The 17,429-nt window shown below is 50.2% G+C and carries 13 protein-coding genes; 8 read left to right on the forward strand and 5 right to left on the reverse strand.

From position 1 onward, the window contains the following. Positions 1-224: 224 nt before the first annotated feature. Complete coding sequence (gene dapA, locus BLQ82_RS27990) at positions 225-1,121, reverse strand: 4-hydroxy-tetrahydrodipicolinate synthase (protein ID WP_062520384.1); 897 nt, start codon at positions 1,119-1,121, stop codon at positions 225-227. Between the two features lie 120 nt (positions 1,122-1,241). Here dapA and BLQ82_RS27995 point away from each other — a divergent pair, with 120 nt between their 5' ends. Together BLQ82_RS27995 and BLQ82_RS28000 are read left to right on the forward strand one after the other, a co-directional pair. Then, positions 1,242-2,138, forward strand: a complete 897-nt coding sequence (locus tag BLQ82_RS27995; protein WP_062520386.1) for a LysR family transcriptional regulator — start codon at positions 1,242-1,244, stop codon at positions 2,136-2,138. Positions 2,139-2,199: 61 nt separating this feature from the next. Next, positions 2,200-2,886 (forward strand): MBL fold metallo-hydrolase, encoded by a 687-nt coding sequence (locus BLQ82_RS28000; RefSeq protein ID WP_062520388.1) that lies wholly within the window; start codon positions 2,200-2,202, stop codon positions 2,884-2,886. 138 nt (positions 2,887-3,024) lie between these two features. On the opposite strand, the gene BLQ82_RS28005 is transcribed toward BLQ82_RS28000, so the two are convergent. Beyond that, positions 3,025-3,903: a glycosyltransferase family 2 protein gene (locus BLQ82_RS28005; RefSeq protein WP_062520389.1), complete on the reverse strand. Its 879-nt coding sequence runs from the start codon at positions 3,901-3,903 to the stop codon at positions 3,025-3,027. A gap of 159 nt (positions 3,904-4,062) precedes the next feature. Here BLQ82_RS28005 and BLQ82_RS28010 point away from each other — a divergent pair, with 159 nt between their 5' ends. From BLQ82_RS28010 to BLQ82_RS28020, 3 genes are all read left to right on the forward strand, one after another. Next, the gene (locus tag BLQ82_RS28010; RefSeq protein WP_062520391.1) at positions 4,063-4,692 is read left to right on the forward strand and encodes a DUF1796 family putative cysteine peptidase; all 630 of its coding nucleotides are present in this window, start codon (positions 4,063-4,065) and stop codon (positions 4,690-4,692) included. A gap of 155 nt (positions 4,693-4,847) precedes the next feature. Beyond that, positions 4,848-6,728 carry a molecular chaperone HtpG gene (gene htpG, locus BLQ82_RS28015; RefSeq protein WP_062520392.1) on the forward strand — a complete coding sequence of 627 codons (1,881 nt, stop codon included), beginning with the start codon at positions 4,848-4,850 and terminating at the stop codon, positions 6,726-6,728. Positions 6,729-6,924: 196 nt separating this feature from the next. Beyond that, positions 6,925-8,958, forward strand: coding sequence for a hypothetical protein (locus BLQ82_RS28020; RefSeq protein WP_062520394.1), 2,034 nt, complete (start codon positions 6,925-6,927; stop codon positions 8,956-8,958). Positions 8,959-9,092: 134 nt separating this feature from the next. On the opposite strand, the gene BLQ82_RS28025 is transcribed toward BLQ82_RS28020, so the two are convergent. Continuing rightward, complete coding sequence (locus BLQ82_RS28025) at positions 9,093-9,962, reverse strand: LysR family transcriptional regulator (protein ID WP_062520396.1); 870 nt, start codon at positions 9,960-9,962, stop codon at positions 9,093-9,095. A gap of 156 nt (positions 9,963-10,118) precedes the next feature. Between BLQ82_RS28025 and BLQ82_RS28030 the strand changes: the two genes are divergently transcribed. The 3 genes from BLQ82_RS28030 to BLQ82_RS28040 all read left to right on the forward strand — a co-directional run bounded on the left by BLQ82_RS28030 (position 10,119) and on the right by BLQ82_RS28040 (position 14,022). Continuing rightward, positions 10,119-11,858 (forward strand): ABC transporter ATP-binding protein, encoded by a 1,740-nt coding sequence (locus BLQ82_RS28030; RefSeq protein WP_062520398.1) that lies wholly within the window; start codon positions 10,119-10,121, stop codon positions 11,856-11,858. Further along, positions 11,855-13,594, forward strand: a complete 1,740-nt coding sequence (locus BLQ82_RS28035) for an ABC transporter ATP-binding protein (protein ID WP_074648742.1) — start codon at positions 11,855-11,857, stop codon at positions 13,592-13,594. Before BLQ82_RS28030 ends, BLQ82_RS28035 begins: the two co-directional genes overlap by 4 nt. 152 nt (positions 13,595-13,746) lie before the next feature. Beyond that, complete coding sequence (locus BLQ82_RS28040) at positions 13,747-14,022, forward strand: hypothetical protein (RefSeq protein WP_244281039.1); 276 nt, start codon at positions 13,747-13,749, stop codon at positions 14,020-14,022. A 335-nt stretch (positions 14,023-14,357) separates the two neighbouring features. On the opposite strand, the gene BLQ82_RS28050 is transcribed toward BLQ82_RS28040, so the two are convergent. Next, positions 14,358-16,340, reverse strand: coding sequence for a Na+/H+ antiporter (locus tag BLQ82_RS28050; protein ID WP_062520405.1), 1,983 nt, complete (start codon positions 16,338-16,340; stop codon positions 14,358-14,360). Positions 16,341-16,449: 109 nt separating this feature from the next. Next, positions 16,450-17,310, reverse strand: coding sequence for a helix-turn-helix domain-containing protein (locus BLQ82_RS28055; RefSeq protein WP_074648745.1), 861 nt, complete (start codon positions 17,308-17,310; stop codon positions 16,450-16,452). Positions 17,311-17,429: the final 119 nt, after the last annotated feature.

Raw genomic sequence — 17,429 nt, forward strand, 5'->3', positions numbered from 1 at the left:
ACAGGCGGGCTATATGCGGAAATGAGAGGTGAAAATACCTCTCATTTCGACGGAGGCAGGCGATATTTGGCCACGGACGGTCTGCCTGCAGCGGGTGGGCGAGTATAGCAGATAGCTGGATAGCGGGCGGCTGCGGATGTTACATGGATAAGAGGCCTACACGACAACAACCGCCCCGGACAGTCTTGACTGTAACCTGGCGGTTGTTGTCGTGCAGCACAATATTAAATGGCTGCCAGATGGTTTGATCCGGCGAGATAAGCGTCCAATTCCTCACGCAGTCCGGAGCTGATGGAGGTCATCGGCAGGCGGAGCGTGTCGGAATCGATTTCCCCATAGGCGCTGAGCAGCCATTTGATCGGGGCCGGATTCGATTCCTTGAAGAGCAGCTTCATCAGCGGAACCAGCCGGTCGAATGACGCTCTGGCTTCTTCAATCTGTCCGGCCCTGAACTGTTCATAGATGCCGAGGAATTTGGCGGTATGCACGTTGGCCGAGGCCAGCATGCCGCCGGCGGCTCCGCAGCCCAGCATCTCGAAGAAATGGAGATCATCCCCGCACAGCACCGGCTTCGAGCCGAGGCGGGACAGCTCAGTGACGAGCAGCGGCGAGCCGGAGCAGTCTTTCAAGCCCACGACATTGTTCATTTCGAGAATGGTGCGTGCGGTATCGACGGACATGCCGACCCCGGTGCGGCCGGGGATATCATAGGCAATGACCGGAATGCCCACCTCGGCGGCTTTGCGGAAATGTTCAATAATGCCTTGCTGCGAAGGGCGGCTGTAATAAGGTACGACGACCAGAACGGCATCGGCGCCTGAGTTAGCCGCCAGCTCGGTACGGGCTACTGTGGAAGCAGTATCATTCGTGCCTGTGCCGATGACCAGCGGAATGCTGCTGGATTTCAATAGGTCCCGTGAGGTGTTCACGAGGGTCTGTAATTCCTGTATATTGACTGTCGGCGATTCTCCAGTGGTTCCATTGACGACCAGACCATGAATACTGTTCTTGATGATGTTGTTCACATAACGCTGGTACGATTCGAGATCGATCTCGCCAGCAGCATTGAACGGGGTTACCACGGGAACATAGATTCCATAAATCTGTTCTTCTGTTAACATGAATATCGTCCTCCAAAATGTTAAAATCCTTTTATCTTACTGTAGCATGGAATATTCCATCGGCGTTAGCTATAATAAATGATATAGGTTATCAATAATATTGATGTTAGGGGTAAGATTATGGATTTAACATATATGCGGACCTTCCGCGAGGTCGCGAAGCGGCAGAGCTTTACCCGTGCAGCTGAAGAGTTGGGCTATGCGCAATCCAGTGTGACCATGCAGATTCAGAAGATCGAGAAGGAATATGGGGTTCCGCTGATAGAAAGGCATGGACGCGCACTGCGCTTGACTCCGCCAGGCGAAGAGCTCCTGAAGCTGTTCGCGGAGATATTGGACCTGTATGACCGCTCCAAAGAAACCATTGCCCAGCAAATCGGGGGAACCTTGACTATCGGAACAATAGATTCACTTGCCGCCTTTTACCTGCCGCCTTTTCTGCAGCAGCTGAGGACGACCTTCCCGGGGCTGAACATTCATCTGCAAACGGAGCAGGAGGCGAACCTGGTAGCCAAAATCAGGGATGGCGAGGTCGATATCGGTCTGATGCTCGACCGCAGTACCACAGATTCGCAGCTGGAACGCATGATTATCAGAGATGAGCCGCTCGTACTGGTGGCACCGCAGGGTCACCCGTTAGCCAAGCTGGACGGTGTGACGCTGCAGGATCTGAACCAATGTGAGCTGATCGTCTCCGAGGAGAGCTGTATTTACCGCAGCCTGTTCGAGAATCTGCTGCGGGAGCACGGGATCAATTTCCGCATCGGCTTTGAGCTGTCCAACCTGGAAGCGATCAAACGCTGCGTGCGCAATGGACTGGGGATCGCCCTGCTTCCAAGAATTGTAGCGGAAGAAGAGATTGAACGGGGCACGCTGGCGGAGCTGGCTTTTGTACATCCCGAAATCCACTTCGATCTGCAGCTGCTGATTCATCCGAAGAAGTGGAAGTCGCTGCCGCTGCAGTCGCTGATTCAGATGCTGCTGGCCGATGCTCAGTCAAAGTCTGTTGCGTTGTAAATGGAGGCTGTGGAGGTTGTATAAGCTGCCGTATTAATCATCTATGGAGGATAGAGTAACAATGAAAATAATCGAGCTTCCGATTGAATTTGAGTATAATGGTCAACAAAATTATATTTATCCAAGCCTGATTGTATCCGGGAATGAATTAACCCTGGTTGATACCGGATATCCGGGGTTCCTTCCTTTCATTGAGAAGGAGATTGTTACACGCGGCTATGACATGAAGAACTTAAAGAATATCCTGATCACACACTATGATGATGACCATATCGGTTCTTTGTACGATTTTAGAGAAAAATACCCTTCAGTTACGATTATGGCAAGCGGAGTGGAAGCGGAATTTATCAGCGGCGAAGTGAGATCGGAGAGATTGGCCCAAGCAGAAGCAATGCTGGAGCATATGCCGGAGGAACAACAAGATTTTGGACATTGGTTCGTACAGCAGCTACAAAGTCTAAAGCATGTTCCCGTAGATCAAACCGTCCTGGACGGGGAGTGGATTTTAAATCAACAATGTAAGATCATTGCTACTCCAGGGCATACTTCAGGCCATATTTCTTTGTATTTTCCTGAATTAAGCAGTGTCATTACTGGCGATGCGGCGGTTAGAGATGGGGATGAATTAATTATAGCCAATCCACATTTTTGTCTGGACCGTGAGCGTGCAGATCAGTCCTTGAATGTTTTGAAAAATCTTCAGGCTAAATCGTATTACTGCTATCATGGCGGAATGTTAACAAGATGAGGGCCGCGCATACTGGATTAACATAAAGAAGGTTGGGTGAGATTCATTAATCTGCCCAACCTTTTTTTTGGTGTGCTTTTCACAAAAGGCCCTTTGTCCATGAAAACGTACGAAGAAGTGAATCAAATGAGCAGCGTCCTAATATCTGGAAAAACTGAAACATTGCGATAATACCGAATTTAAAGTTTCGTGGTGATACTTTTGTGTGCGCAGGTTGCCCTCCAGAATCTTGTGAGCCCAGGCTAAGGATTGATAATAGTGATTTGGTTCATGGACCCGTATTCTAAAATGGCAAAAATCCAAGTGGGTCTGATACTCCTCAGCGGTGGGTTCAATACCAAGCAGGCGCAGCTGTTCTCTGCGGATCCGTTCGGATTGTACTAACTGCACCTGCGGGTGGATATTTGAAATCTGGTCCGGATGTTGTCTGTACATGAGCAAAACCTCGGGAAGATTAAATAAATGCGTAACTGCCGCTAACCGGTTCCATATTTCATAATCCTCGGCATGGGGATAATCCAGATACCTGATCCCATGGTCCACAAGTACGGATCTTCGGATCATAACGGTTGGATGCACGATTGTACAGTGGAACAGCTGCCAGCATCTGATTTCTTCATGATTTACAGGTTTGGTCGTAACACGGTCTAAGCCCAATAAGTAAACCTGAGAACCGCAAACACCGTAATCCGGATGGGTGTCCATGAATTCCACTTGACGTTCAAACCGGTGGCGCAAAGCAATATCGTCGCCATCCATCCGGGCTATATATTCGCCTGTACAACAATCAATGCCTTGATTTAAGCTTGCAATCAGCCCCTGATTCACTGAATGGGCAATCACTTTAATTCGGGTATCATCAAATTTTCGAATAATATCCAAAGTTCCGTCCGTTGATCCGTCATCAATAATAAGCAATTCGAAATCCGAATAGGTTTGGGTTAAAATACTGCAAATCGCTTCTTCAATATATGCGGCCATATTATAAACTGGCATGAGAACAGATATTTTGGCCAAAATGTACACCGCCTATCCTATTTAATACAATTATTGTATGTGAGATTCGTATGCGATGACCTGCATAACTGTCTAATTCGCTGTTTATCGGCCCGATAGTCCAATCCCTTTTTTATTTGAGTAATTAACTATAGTAAATGATGCAGGAGGGGATTGGATATGAATTTTAATGAGATACAAGGAACCTATGATGTTATCTTTAGCCTGGGGCGGAATTGTCTGGCTGCAGACCAATTGTCGCGCCATATGCGGAGGAAGACCGGGGGCGTTCTGGACTGGGTGGAGTCCCCCGCATTGTCCGGTGTGAGCAATCTCTTGCGGAACCGGTTTTCGAATTTTATGGAACTGCCCAATCTGGCGATTACCGGTATTAATGAAAAGGCCGAATGCTATATTGTGCGGGATGCGGCGTATTATATATTCTCCCACCATGATTTTCCGCTGAGCCAGAATACACCTACCCAGCTTGTGAGCTACCCGGAGCTTAGAGAGAAGGTTACCCGGCGAGTACCACGGTTTTTGGAGACACTCAGGAGTGCACACCGGATTCTATTTATCCGTACGGAAGGAACCATACATGAAACGGCGGAGCTGCTGGATGTTCTAAGAGAGCTGGTGTCCGGTGAATTCAATGTGCTGGTGGTGAATCAGGCTCCGGTGAGCGGAATTGTTGAAACCCCGTGGCCTTTTTCGAATGTGTGCGCCCTGCAGATCCCTATGGTGCCTGATGAGTTTCACGATAATGATTACCTGTGGAAAAATATATTGGAGAGATTCACAGTCCGCTAGCTTTTTTGGCGTAAAAAGGGTTCCGGTATGCAGCAATATATTGACATCAAAAACAGGAATATGGTATATAAAAGGAAGTATTAGCACTCATCGCACTGGAGTGCTAATCAGCCGGAAACCATCAGAGGTATTTTTGAAAGGAGATTTACTTATTCATGGCCAAAAAAGAGTTTAAAGCGGAATCCAAAAGATTGCTGGAAATGATGATTAACTCCATTTATACGCAACGCGAAATTTTTCTGCGGGAACTGATCTCGAATGCAAGCGATGCCATTGACAAAATTTATTACAAAGCACTGGCTGATGAAGGCCTGGTGTTCAATAAAGAGGATTATTACATTAAAGTGGCCGCCGACAAGGCTAGCCGCACCCTGACCATCTCCGATACGGGCATCGGGATGACCCAGGAAGAGCTGGAGAACAACCTCGGTATTATTGCGAACAGCGGCTCGTTTGCTTTTAAGAAGGATAATGAAGCGAAGGACGGCCACAATATTATCGGGCAGTTCGGGGTTGGCTTCTATTCCGCTTTTATGGTGGCAGAGGATGTGACTGTAGTCAGCAAGGCGCTGGGCAGCGATCAGGCCTTCAAATGGGAATCCCAGGGTGCAGACGGCTACACCATTGAACCAGCGGAGAAGGAAACCGTCGGAACCGAGATTACCCTCAAGATCAAAGCGAACACCGAAGAAGACAACTACGATGAGTTCCTGGAAGAATACCGCCTGAAATCGATCATTAAGAAATACTCCGACTTCATCCGCTTCCCGATCAAAATGGAGATTACCAGCAGCAAGCCTAAGGAAGGCAGCGAAAACGAGTTCGAGGAAACAAAGGAAGAGCAAACCATCAACAGTATGGTGCCAATCTGGCGCAAGAACAAAAACGAGCTGACCGAAGAGGATTACAATAACTTTTACACAGAGAAACGTTACGGCTTCGACAAACCGCTGAAGCATATCCACATCAGTGCCGACGGTGCGGTGGTCTACAATGCGATCCTGTTCATTCCGGAGAATACACCTTTTGACTATTACACCAAGGAATATGAAAAAGGCCTGGAGCTCTACTCCAACGGCGTGCTGATCATGAACAAATGCGCCGACCTCCTGCCGGATTATTTCAGCTTCGTCAAAGGGATGGTCGACTCCGAGGACTTGTCGCTGAACATCTCCCGCGAGCTGCTGCAGCATGACCGCCAGCTGACGCTGATTGCCAGGAACATTAAGAGCAAGATCAAGAGCCAGCTCCTGAGCCTGCTGAAGGATGAAAGGGAGAAATATGAGAAATTCTATACTTCTTTTGGCAGACAGCTGAAGTTCGGGGTCTACAATGACTATGGCATGGAAAAAGAAACCCTTCAGGACCTGCTGATGTTCTACTCCTCCAAGGAGAAGAAACAGGTGACATTGGCCGAGTATGTGGAAAGAATGCCGGAAGACCAGAAGTATATCTACTATGCTTCGGGGGAATCCGTGGAACGGATCGAGAAGCTGCCGCAGACCGAAATGGTATCGGACAAAGGCTACGAAATCCTCTACTTCACGGACGATATCGATGAATTCGCGATCAAGATGATCATGTCCTATAAGGAAAAAGAATTCAAAAACGTGTCCAGCGGCGACTTAGGGATTGAAGAGAGTGCCGATGACAAGCCATCGGAAGCGGAAGAGAACGAGAACAAGGAATTGTTCGAAGCTATGAAGGACATTCTCTCCGGCAAAGTGAAGGACGTCAAAGCTTCCAAACGCCTGAAATCCCATCCGGTCTGCCTCTCCACGGAAGGCGAGCTGACGATCGAAATGGAGAAGATCCTCAAAGCGATGCCGAATGGCCAGGAAGTTCAGGCGGACAAGGTGCTGGAGATCAACATCCATCATGATGTCTTCAAATCCCTGAAAGCTGCAGCCGAAGGGGACAAGGAGAAGCTTGGCCTGTATACGAACCTGCTGTATAATCAGGCGCTGCTGATCGAAGGCCTGCAGGTTAATGATCCAGTACAATTCACCAATGATATCTGCAAAATCATGGTGTAATCTGCAGCGGCTCTGTCCTGCGGCAAGTTAAAAGCTAAACCCGCCTCCGGTAATTGCCGGGGCGGGTTTTTTGTGCTGTGGCCGATAGTAGTAGTGATTTTTTCCATGCTATTCTGTTTGGGAATAAAAAAAGTAGTGCAACGGAATGTTACTAGTGAAAATAACACAGCACATCTTGTGCCTGAGGAGGATTAATTTGATAACAACTGACAATACGCATGCAAGAACAGGTACCGGAATAAGTGGAATCTGGGAGCTAACCTCAACGGAAGGCACTGAGGGGCTCCCCTTTCATAATTCAATCAAAGAAACTTTGCATCTGGATGTGGATGGAGAGACTCCACAGATGGTTGTAAGTGGAACTTGGACCTTGCATAGGCTAACACTGCATTGGATTGCTAAACTTGAGCCGATTGGAACCAATGCGTGGAAGGGAAACATTTTCTATAAAGACGGTGATGTCTCCATGTTTCCCTACAACTTCGTTACAATTGAAGCTCAGGGATTGACACTGCGAAATGCCAAGGTAGTCTATTCAGAGGGTGCTACACCGCTTCGAACTGCTCATTTCACATGGGTAAATCAATATTTTTATCCAGTCGAATTCGAATACGATACGGAAGAAGGGATAACCCCTGTACTCGCAATTGATACACATGCCCATCCGAATCATCCAGCCAATTTGCCGAGAGAAGAACTGTCAATAGAAAGTGTTTACCGCCGGGCAGGGTTTGATGTGAAGCTATCTACAGGAAACAGTGTAGTCCCGCTTGTAGGTGCCGGAAATGATGTCCGGTGGAGTGATGCCGAGATGCATGATGCGATGCAGGTGCACTGGTCTCAATATTCAAATAACCCAAAATGGGCGATGTGGGTATTCTTTGCTTCTCTTCATGAGGAGGGTTATCCACTTGGTGGAATTATGTTCGACGACATTGGCAGTCAGCACCGTCAGGGGACTGCAATTTTTAACAACTCGTTTATTTCCAATGCACCGGAGAATGATGTACAGCCTGATGCTTGGGTAAAACGTATGAAATTCTGGACGGCATGCCACGAGATGGGACATGGCTTTAATCTTGCTCATGCCTGGCAAAAATCGCTTGGAAATCCATGGCTTCCACTGCAAGATGATGCTGAAGTCCGCAGCTTTATGAACTATCCCTTTGCTGTACAGGGTGGGGTACCCGCGTTTTTTCAGAACTTTGAGTATCGCTTTTCGGACAATGAACTGCTCTTCTTGAGACATGCACCAGAACGGTTCGTGAAGATGGGCGAAGCTGAATGGTTCGATGATCATGGGTTCAAGCATCAGCACACGATGATGCACTCCACCTTCAAGCTTACATTACGGGTTAATCGGGAGACCAATCGTTATGAATATCTAGAGCCTGTATGTGTGGAGCTTAAACTGTCCAATGTTTCTAAGGACCCTCAGATTGTCAATAAGGATGTACTGGCCAACATAGACCGAATGACCATCATCGTCAAGAAAAATGGAGGCAAGGCTAAGCAGCTTCTCCCCTACGTGCATTACCTTCAGGAAATTGAGAAAGAGGTTTTGATGCCGGGACAAACGATGTACTCATCGATCTTTGCTTCTGTTGGAAACAAAGGTTGGCTTATTTCTGAACCTGGTGATTATCTAATTCAGGTAGCTATTCATCTAGAGAATGAAGATGTGCTTTCAAATGAATTGATGATTCGGGTTGAACCGCCGATAGATCGTACAGAGGATTTTTTAGCACAGGATTTCTTCTCGAATGATGTTGCCAGAACTTTGTTTTTTGACGGAACAAAATCCTTAGAAAACAGCAACAATATATTAAGAACAGTCGCAGAAAGATTACCTCACCGCAAAGTAGCCGTTCATGCCGAAGTGGCCTTAGCCATGCCTCTCATGAAGCCCTTCAAACTATTGGGACAAGATAAAATTATTCATGTGACTCCCCCTCAAATTGAAGAGGCCACACAGCTTTTAAAACCGGCATTGCTGGAACGGAGTCATGTTGCTGCCAATACTCTGGGGCATCTGGATTATCATTTCTACATGGACCGGTTATCTGAGTCTATTGCAGCCCATTCTAATCATCCCGAAGGAGCATTAGCCGTTCAAAACAAATTACTGCAAACCTTAACTGAACGGAAGGTAAAACCAGTAGTACTCCAAGAAATTAAAGACAAGCAGCTTATGTATGAAAAGCTTGGGCCTGGAACATCTGTAAGATAACTAATAAGTAGAAAAATGTTGTTGTTCAAAGCCGGAAATCTAATGGACAGCCCTCACTTCAAAATGAAGCTGAGGGCTATTTATTGTTAGACTTATCCTGTTTGATTGTAGCAGGCAAGAGGAGGGAATTCACTTCACACTGTGCTGAAGTTCTCAATAAACTTCGCGGCCAGAGAGGACAGATACTTGTCTTTCATCCAGACGGCGGCGACCCGGGTATTCAGGGAATCGCTGCGGATTTCCTTGGCTGCCACATTGCTGTTGCTCGCGAGGGTGAAAGCCGACCGCGGAATAATGCCGATCCCCAGCCCCGCATTCGCCCAGAGCAGGGTGGTGCGGGCATCGTCATTCATGCAGAAGAACTGCGGATCAAATCCGTTCTCCAGGCAGGTCTCGCGGATGAGCTGCTCGAAACGCCGGTAAACAATAAGCGGCTGGTTCCGGAGTTCACCGATTTCAATCTCAGGCTTCCCGTCCGTCCAGTCATATTCTGGAGCCATCACGGCAATCATAGGCTCAGACACCGTATAGACACACTCCAGGCCCGCGCTGCTGAACGGAGTGCGGACGATACCCACCTCGACAATGCCTTTGTTCAACAGATCGATAATCCGGTAGGTATTGCCTTCATGGATTTCAAATTTCACCCCTGAATAGTTATGATGGAACTCCACCAGCCGGTCCTGCAGCAAGGTAGCCGCCGATGAGGAGACAGTGCCGATGGAAAGGGTGCCGGTCACGCCTTTGACAAAATCCTTAAGCTCCCTGGTGGTAGAGTCCGTCAGCTCCAGAATCTGCTGGGCCCGCTCCCTGAGGATCATTCCTGCTTCTGTCAGCTGAATGCTCCGCGGACCGCGTTCCACCAGCACCACGCCAAGCTCCTCCTCCAGCTGCTTGAGCTGCTGGCTGAGCGGCGGCTGCGCCATTTGCAGCTTTCTCGCCGCCGATGTAATTTGCCCTTCTTCGGCAATCGCCAAAAAATATTTCAGCTGGCGGATATCCATAAGTGTACCTCCGATTGTTTTTCTGCCATATGAAAATCATATCGCATGGATACGAAACCAATATTATTAATATGTAAGCAGGTATGACATAATCATAACGGGTCTTCTTTCATTTTCATAGCTCTTACATACTAATGAAGTTAGGTGAGGATTACTGTGTTCAAAATGGCTGTATTTCTTAAACCCTACAGAAAAGAGGTGATACTGGGACCGGTCTTCAAGCTGCTGGAGGCGATTCTTGAACTTCTGCTGCCGACTCTCGTCGCCCTGATTGTCAACAACGGGATTGGCCGCCACGACAGCACCTATGTGTACCGGATGGGCGGGCTGATGGTGCTGATGTCATTGCTGGGCTTCAGCTGTTCCCTGGTATGCCAATATTATGCCGCCCGGGCTTCACAGGGCTTTGGCACTTCTGTGCGCAATAAGATGTTCAAGCATATTTCGGCGCTCTCCTATGCCGAGCTGGACACCTTTGGCACGCCCTCGCTGATCAACCGGATCACAAATGATGTGAACCAGCTGCAGCTTGCGGTGGCGATGCTGATCCGTCTGGTCATCCGTGCCCAGTTCATCTGCATCGGGGCAATTATCATGTCCATGATTCTCGATTTCCGGCTCTCGCTGATTCTGCTTGCGGCGACTCCGGTATTTGGAGTGATTCTGTATTTCATCATCACACGAAGCTCGCCGCTCTACCGCAAATACCAGCAGAAGCTGGATCATCTGGCTCTTGTGCTCAGCGAGAACCTGTCCGGCATCCGCGTGATCCGTGCCTTTGCCAAGAGCCGCAGCGAGAAGCAGCGCTTTGATGCCGCTTCGGAGGACCTCACCGCAACGGCAATCCGCGTCGCCCGCATCTCCGCGTGGCTGGGGCCCATGACAACGCTGGTGGTCAACGCTGCAATTATTGCCATTCTGTGGGCAGGCGGCATCCATATTGATGCGGGACGGCTGTCCCAGGGGGAAATTATTGCTTTTATCAACTATGTGACCCAGATTCTGCTGGCGCTGATTGTGGTCTCGAATCTGGTTATTATTTTCACCAAGGCCTCTTCCTCGGCGAACCGTGTGAATGAAGTACTGGACACGAAAGCCTCCGTTGAGGATACCGGAAATCATTCTATTCCACGGGCAGATATGCAGGCTCCGGCAATTGTCTTTGAACATGTCTCATTTGGCTACAACACGACCGGTGAGCTGGCATTGCACGATATTTCCGTCACCATTAACCGGGGGGAGACCGTAGGGCTGATCGGCAGCACAGGCTCCGGGAAGTCAACCTTCGTGAATCTGATTCCGCGTTTCTATGATGCGGTGGAGGGAGAGATACGGGTGGATGGAGTAAATATCAGGGACTATGGGCTGGAGCAGCTGCGGAGGAAGATCGGCATCGTACCGCAGAAGGCAACGCTCTTCAGCGGCACCATTGCCGACAATATCCGCTGGGGCAAGCAGGACGCCCCGGAAGAGGAGCTGCTGGCCGCTGCCTCTGTCGCCCAGGCCGAAGAGTTCATCCAGAAGCTCCCTGAAGGGCTGGCTACTGCGGTTGCGCGCGGAGGCTTGAACCTGTCCGGGGGACAAAAGCAGCGGCTGACCATCGCCCGCGCGGTTGCCATGCGCCCACAGATCCTGATTCTGGACGATTCGGCAAGCGCACTGGATTTTGCCACGGATGCGGCGCTGCGCAGCGCGCTGAAGGAGAGCAGCGGGGAAATGACGGTATTGCTGGTCTCCCAGCGGGTAAGCACCGTCCGGCAGGCGGATGTGATCATCGTCTTTGACGAAGGCCGGATTGCCGGCATTGGCACGCATGAAGCATTATTGGAGAGCTGCGGCGTATACCAGGAAATCTGCGGGTCCCAGCTGTCCACTGAGGAGGCGGGGGCACGATGAATGCCGGAGCAACCTGGAAAAGAATTATAGGATATACCAGACAACACCGGGGCATCGCCATTGCCGCTGTGTTCTGTGCCATTCTGAGTGTGATAGCGAGTCTGGTCGGTCCACTCCTGATTGGCCGGGCCGTCGACCAGATGGTTGGTCCTGGACAAGTGGATTTTGCCCGCGTCCTCCGGCTGCTGCTGATTCTGGCGTTGGTCTACATTGCCGGCAGCTTTTTTGGCTGGCTGCTGACTTACTATACCAACCGGATCGCCTACCGGACGGTCTATGATTTACGGCGCGAGCTGTTCGACAAGCTGAACGTGCTGCCGCTGAAGTTCCATGACAACCATCCGCAGGGGGACAGCATTTCCCGGTTCGTGAACGATATGGATGCGGTCTCGGACGGATTGCTGCAAGGCTTCTCCACACTGCTTACCGGAGTGGTGACCATCGCCGGGGCCATGGGTCTGATGCTCTACATCAGTCCGGTGATGACGCTGGTTGTGCTTTTGTCGGCACCGGCAGCCTTTTATGTCGCACGGTTCATAACCACACGCTCCCAGAAGCTGTTCCGCGAGCAGGCCACAATTCTCGGCGGGCTAAACGGATATGTGGAGGAAATCGTCGGCGGCCAGAAGGTAGTGCAGGCATTCCGTTACGAAGACCACAGCTTCGCGGAGTTCTCCGCACGGAATAATGAGCTGTACCAGACCGGTGTCAAGGCCCAGTTCTACGGCTCGCTGTCCAATCCAAGCACACGGCTGGTGAACAATATTACTTTTTCTGTGATTGCCATGATCGGCAGCGCTCTGGTGATCGGGGGGCATTTCACAGTCGGGGATCTCTCCAGCTTCCTGATCTATTCGAACCTGTTCGCGAAGCCGTTCAATGAAATTACGGGTGTCATTACCCAGCTTCAATCTGCAACGGCTTCAGCTCAGCGGATTTTTGCGATTCTGGATCTGCCGCCGGAAACTCAGGATGTTGAAGACGCTCGAGTATTGGGCATAAGCCAGGGGACGATCACATTTGACCAGGTGAGCTTTGCCTATTCTCAAGAGCGCCCGCTGATCAGGAATTTCAGCCTGGAGGTGAAGCCGGGCACACGGGTGGCCATCGTCGGGCAGACCGGGGCCGGGAAAACTACACTGGTCAACCTGCTGATGCGCTTCTATGATGTGGACAACGGCAGCATCAAACTGGACGGGACCGATATCAGGGCGGTTACCCGCGACAGTCTGCGCCGCAATTTCGGGATGGTCCTGCAGGATACCTGGCTGTACGGGGGATCGATCCGCGACAATATCGCTTATGGCAAGCCAGAGGCTTCTGAAGAAGAAGTGATTGCCGCTGCCAAGGCTGCGAATGCCCACAGCTTCATTAAGCGGCTGCCCGAAGGCTATGCCACGAAGATTTCCGGTTCAGGGGATAATCTGTCCCAGGGACAGAAGCAATTGCTCACCATCGCCCGTGTCATGCTTGCCGATCCGCCCATGCTGATTCTAGACGAAGCGACCAGCAGTATCGACACGTTGACGGAGGCGCGTATCCAGAAGGCTTTTCTGGCGATGATTTCCGGCCGCACCAGCTTCGTGATTGCCCACCGGCTGTCCACGATCCGCGAGGCGGACATCATTCTCTATATGAAAGACGGCGATATCGCCGAGAGCGGCACCCATGAGGAGCTGCTGGAACGCGGAGGGCATTACGCCCGGCTGTATAACAGCCAATTTGCGGCAGTGTAGTTAGTTAAACACAAAGGATAGGCATTAAAAAACAGCTGCAGCCTGGACTTGAGGATGAGGTCCAGCGCTGGCAGCTGTTTTTAGATTGTATAGGAAACTGTGATTGCTTCCATTTATGGATAAACTGTGAATAAAGTTGGGAACAAACACCTTTGGACGAATTTGTAGCGAACAACGGCAGAATTACCTCTGTTGGAGCGTCGAAGGCCGGTTTGCCTGAAAACAACGGCAGAAATACCGCTGTTGGAGCGTCGAAGGCCGGTTTGCCTGGAAACAACGGCAGAAATGCCGTTGTTGGAGCGTCGAAGGCCGGTTTGCCTGAAAACAACGGCAGAAATACCGTTGTTGGAGTGTCGAAGGCCGGTTTGCCTGAAAACAACGGCAGAAATACCGTTGTTGAGCATCCGGCTTCTTCGCAAGCGCTATAGATTGAACTTGAAATACTAAAAATAAAGGGAAAAGTGGCGGAGGAGAAGTTTGGATACTTACGGAGCGGTAGCGTCCGCCTTTGTCTGCGGATTTCAACCGCGACAGCGGTATACAACCAAGAAATCTGCAGATGGACAGCGGCCGGAAGTCCAAACACTCTCTGGAGTCACGGCCAATCCCAAAATCGAAAAATAACCCTAGACTGAAATACAAGACGGTTGCACTGTCCATGGGAGACAGCACAGCCGTTTTGCTCTTCAGGCAAGCGATCTCTGCGGCACAGCTGATTTTCTTGGTGCCCGGACCGCTTAGACCGGGGATTTACCCGGCCCGCTCAAAGGGTTAATTCCCGGAGGTCATGCTCCATCAGCAGCAGGTTGCTTTTCATTCCCTTCATTCCTGCCCTCGACAGCTTGCCGGATTCGAACATGTGCTGAATCTGGTCTCTCTCCAATTGGATGCCCACCCGGGCCAGCTCATCCAGAGCCGTGTCAAAGTCCTCTTTGGCTGAAGGCTCAGATTCATTCCGCGTATATCTGCCAAGCATCCCTTCATAACGCAGAAGTAAAGAGCTGACATCTTCAATCTCGGCTCCCGCTGTAGGCAGCATGTTCTTTAATTGCACAATAACATAGTGAATGTTGCGTATCTGGAATGCATCTACGGCTGCATGCCTCTCCTGAAATGTTAATCTGGCCTGCTGCAGGATGCCGGATACTTCCATCCATTGCCGGAGCGCCATCAGGTCGGTTCTGTATTGTTCATCTTTGGTGAACCGGTACAGCGTCCGGTTGAGTCTATGTAAATAGCGGTATGCTATGAACGGGTTCACTTCTTTGTTTTGAATCGCCTGCAAGGTGTTCTCCCGCTGCCATTTGAGCGTCTGGATGATGATAGGGCGTTGGAACCTGTCTGCAGTCTCTTCCTTTTTCAGCTTGCGGATCCGTGAATTGTACGTGCTGATAATTTTGCTGATCGCCGCTCTGTTCTCGTCAGTTGTTTGTTCACTTAACGCAATCACAACATTGCGGAGGATTTCGATTTCAATGTGGGATTCGTCGTTTTCGGATTCGCCTTCATTTTTGATCAGAAGAGGCAGCAGGTAGTTAGCCGCCAGCAAGGTCCACAGAATGACACCCGCCGCCAAAAAAATAATCAGATCCCGCTCCGGGAACGGGTTCCCGTTATCAAGGAGAAACGGCAGCGACAATGTACTTGCCAGCGTGATCGTACCGCGTACACCGGATAGGCTCAGGATGAGCGCGTTTTTGATTTTATGTCCCCGGACGGGCATCTGCTCGCTGCTTCCGGGAAGTTTCATGAAGAGAATCCAGATAAAGCGCAGGGACAGCACGGCAAGTGTCAATACCAGCGTGTAGGTGAACACCTGGACATGTCCAAGGCTGGAACTGCTCCAGATGGTCCGGATAATCTCCGGGAGCTGGGTGCCGAGCAGCAGAAAAACCAGTCCATTCAGAACATAAATGATGACAGACCAGGTGCTTTTGGACACAATATTGAGTCTGGCGACCTCGGGGTCCAATTTTTTATAGCCAAAGGAGTGGGCGATACCCGCGCTGACTGCCGCCAGGATTCCATTGACCCCAAGCTCCTCAGCCGCCAAAAACACTGCGAAGGGGGTTAAAACCTCAATCAGCATATGCAATGTTACATTTTCCATGCCCAATCTGCGCAGCCACTTCACAAATACATATTTCACAAGGGTCAGCAGAAGCCCGAGCACAATGCCTCCGATAGATATTCCTACAAAGCTCAGACTAGCCGAACGCAAGGAGAAAGCGCCGGTTACCATCGCTGCGGCAGCAAACTGAAAGGATACCAGTCCCGAAGCGTCGTTGATCAGTGATTCTCCCTCCAGGATTTTCATCGTTTGGTGGGGGATTTGGATTTTCTCTTCCAGGGCGCCAACGGCTATAGCATCGGTAGGAGCGAGTGCCGCAGCCAGTGCAAAAGACGCAGCCAGCGGTATGACAGGAAGCAGCCAATTGAGAAAGAAGCCCAGGATGGCTACCGTCATGAATACCAACCCCAGCGCTAATAAAAGAATGGGTTTCTTCAAGCTCCACAGCGCTTCTTTGTCAGAATGGCGCCCGTCATTGAACAGCAGGGGAGCGATAAACAACAGTAAAAACAGCTCGGGGTTAAGCCTTAATTCAAAATGCAGAGGCAGATAGGTAATCCCGACCCCGAGAGCAATCTGAATAATAGGGACCGAAACGGACGGGATAAACCGGTTCAGCAAATTGGATAACGCGATTGCCGCCAGCATGAGTAAGATGAATTCAAAAATCTCCACAGCTTCTACCACCTTGTTTGTGTTTTGCCTTTATGTGTCTGCTAGATAAAGGTAATCCTTTCGAACGCGTACTACGTCAATTGGCAGCGTCATACCATGGTATCTCGTTTTAGGATTCATGCAGCCGCTTGCGCATTGTACCCGGCGTACAACCATATGTATTCCGAAATATGCGGATAAAATAATTGGTGTCCATGCCGAGATTCAGCGCGATGTCCTGTACGGGTATATCGGCATTTTCCCGGATCAATTGCAGTGCGCGCTCCAGGCGGAGGTTCTGCAAATATTTGTGTGGCGTAATCCCGTATTCCTGCAGGAACAGCCGTTGAAAGTGCTGTACGGAATAGCCTACGGCGGCAGCAAGATTAGAGACCAGCAGCGGTTCGGTAAAATGCTCATTGATCAGGCTTACCGCCTTCTGCAAAGCCTCATTGCGTACGTTCTCCAGTTCCAGCCGTCCAGAGGGGCCTGTGTCAGAAGCACTACGGCGCAGCAGCAGCAGCAGCCGGTAGAGCGCTACGGACAGCTCCTGCATCACCTGTTCATCCTGGCGGCCGGCCTGCTGGTTCACGGTGTGCCAAATACTGCCCACCTGTTCCCAGCAATCCTCGAAGCGCTCCGGGCGCAAGGGCGGGGAGGCAGGCAGCATCCCGATTCCTTCTAGCAACCCCTGGGAGAGGTCCCCGTGGAAGCCGATGAAGCCCACATGCCAGCGTTCCAGGGACAGCGGGTAATATTCATGGCTCCGGTCCGGCGGATAAGCGAAAGCCATACCGGGTTCGAGTACCGTTTCCTCACCAGTCTCCAGGTCCCGAAACAAGCCCTTTCCGCTGCGGATCAGAAAGATTTGGTAGACGGGAAACCCCCCGGGGCGGACATGATGATACTGGATGTGCCGGCCGACCGAATAAGGATATAAGGGGAAGCGGTTCGGGTCGCGCGGAATTTCAATTAGCGAAAAGGGGAGCATGATGTTCACCTCGTATTCATTTTGTGCTAGTAAAGCGAGTGTATACTCCTACTGTTTTAATGATTTTATCCTATATTATATACAGTATAAAGAATGATTCATGAAATAGACAGGGCTTG

It is taken from the genome of Paenibacillus jilunlii (genome assembly GCF_900102965.1).
Classification (GTDB): domain Bacteria; phylum Bacillota; class Bacilli; order Paenibacillales; family Paenibacillaceae; genus Paenibacillus_AQ; species Paenibacillus_AQ jilunlii.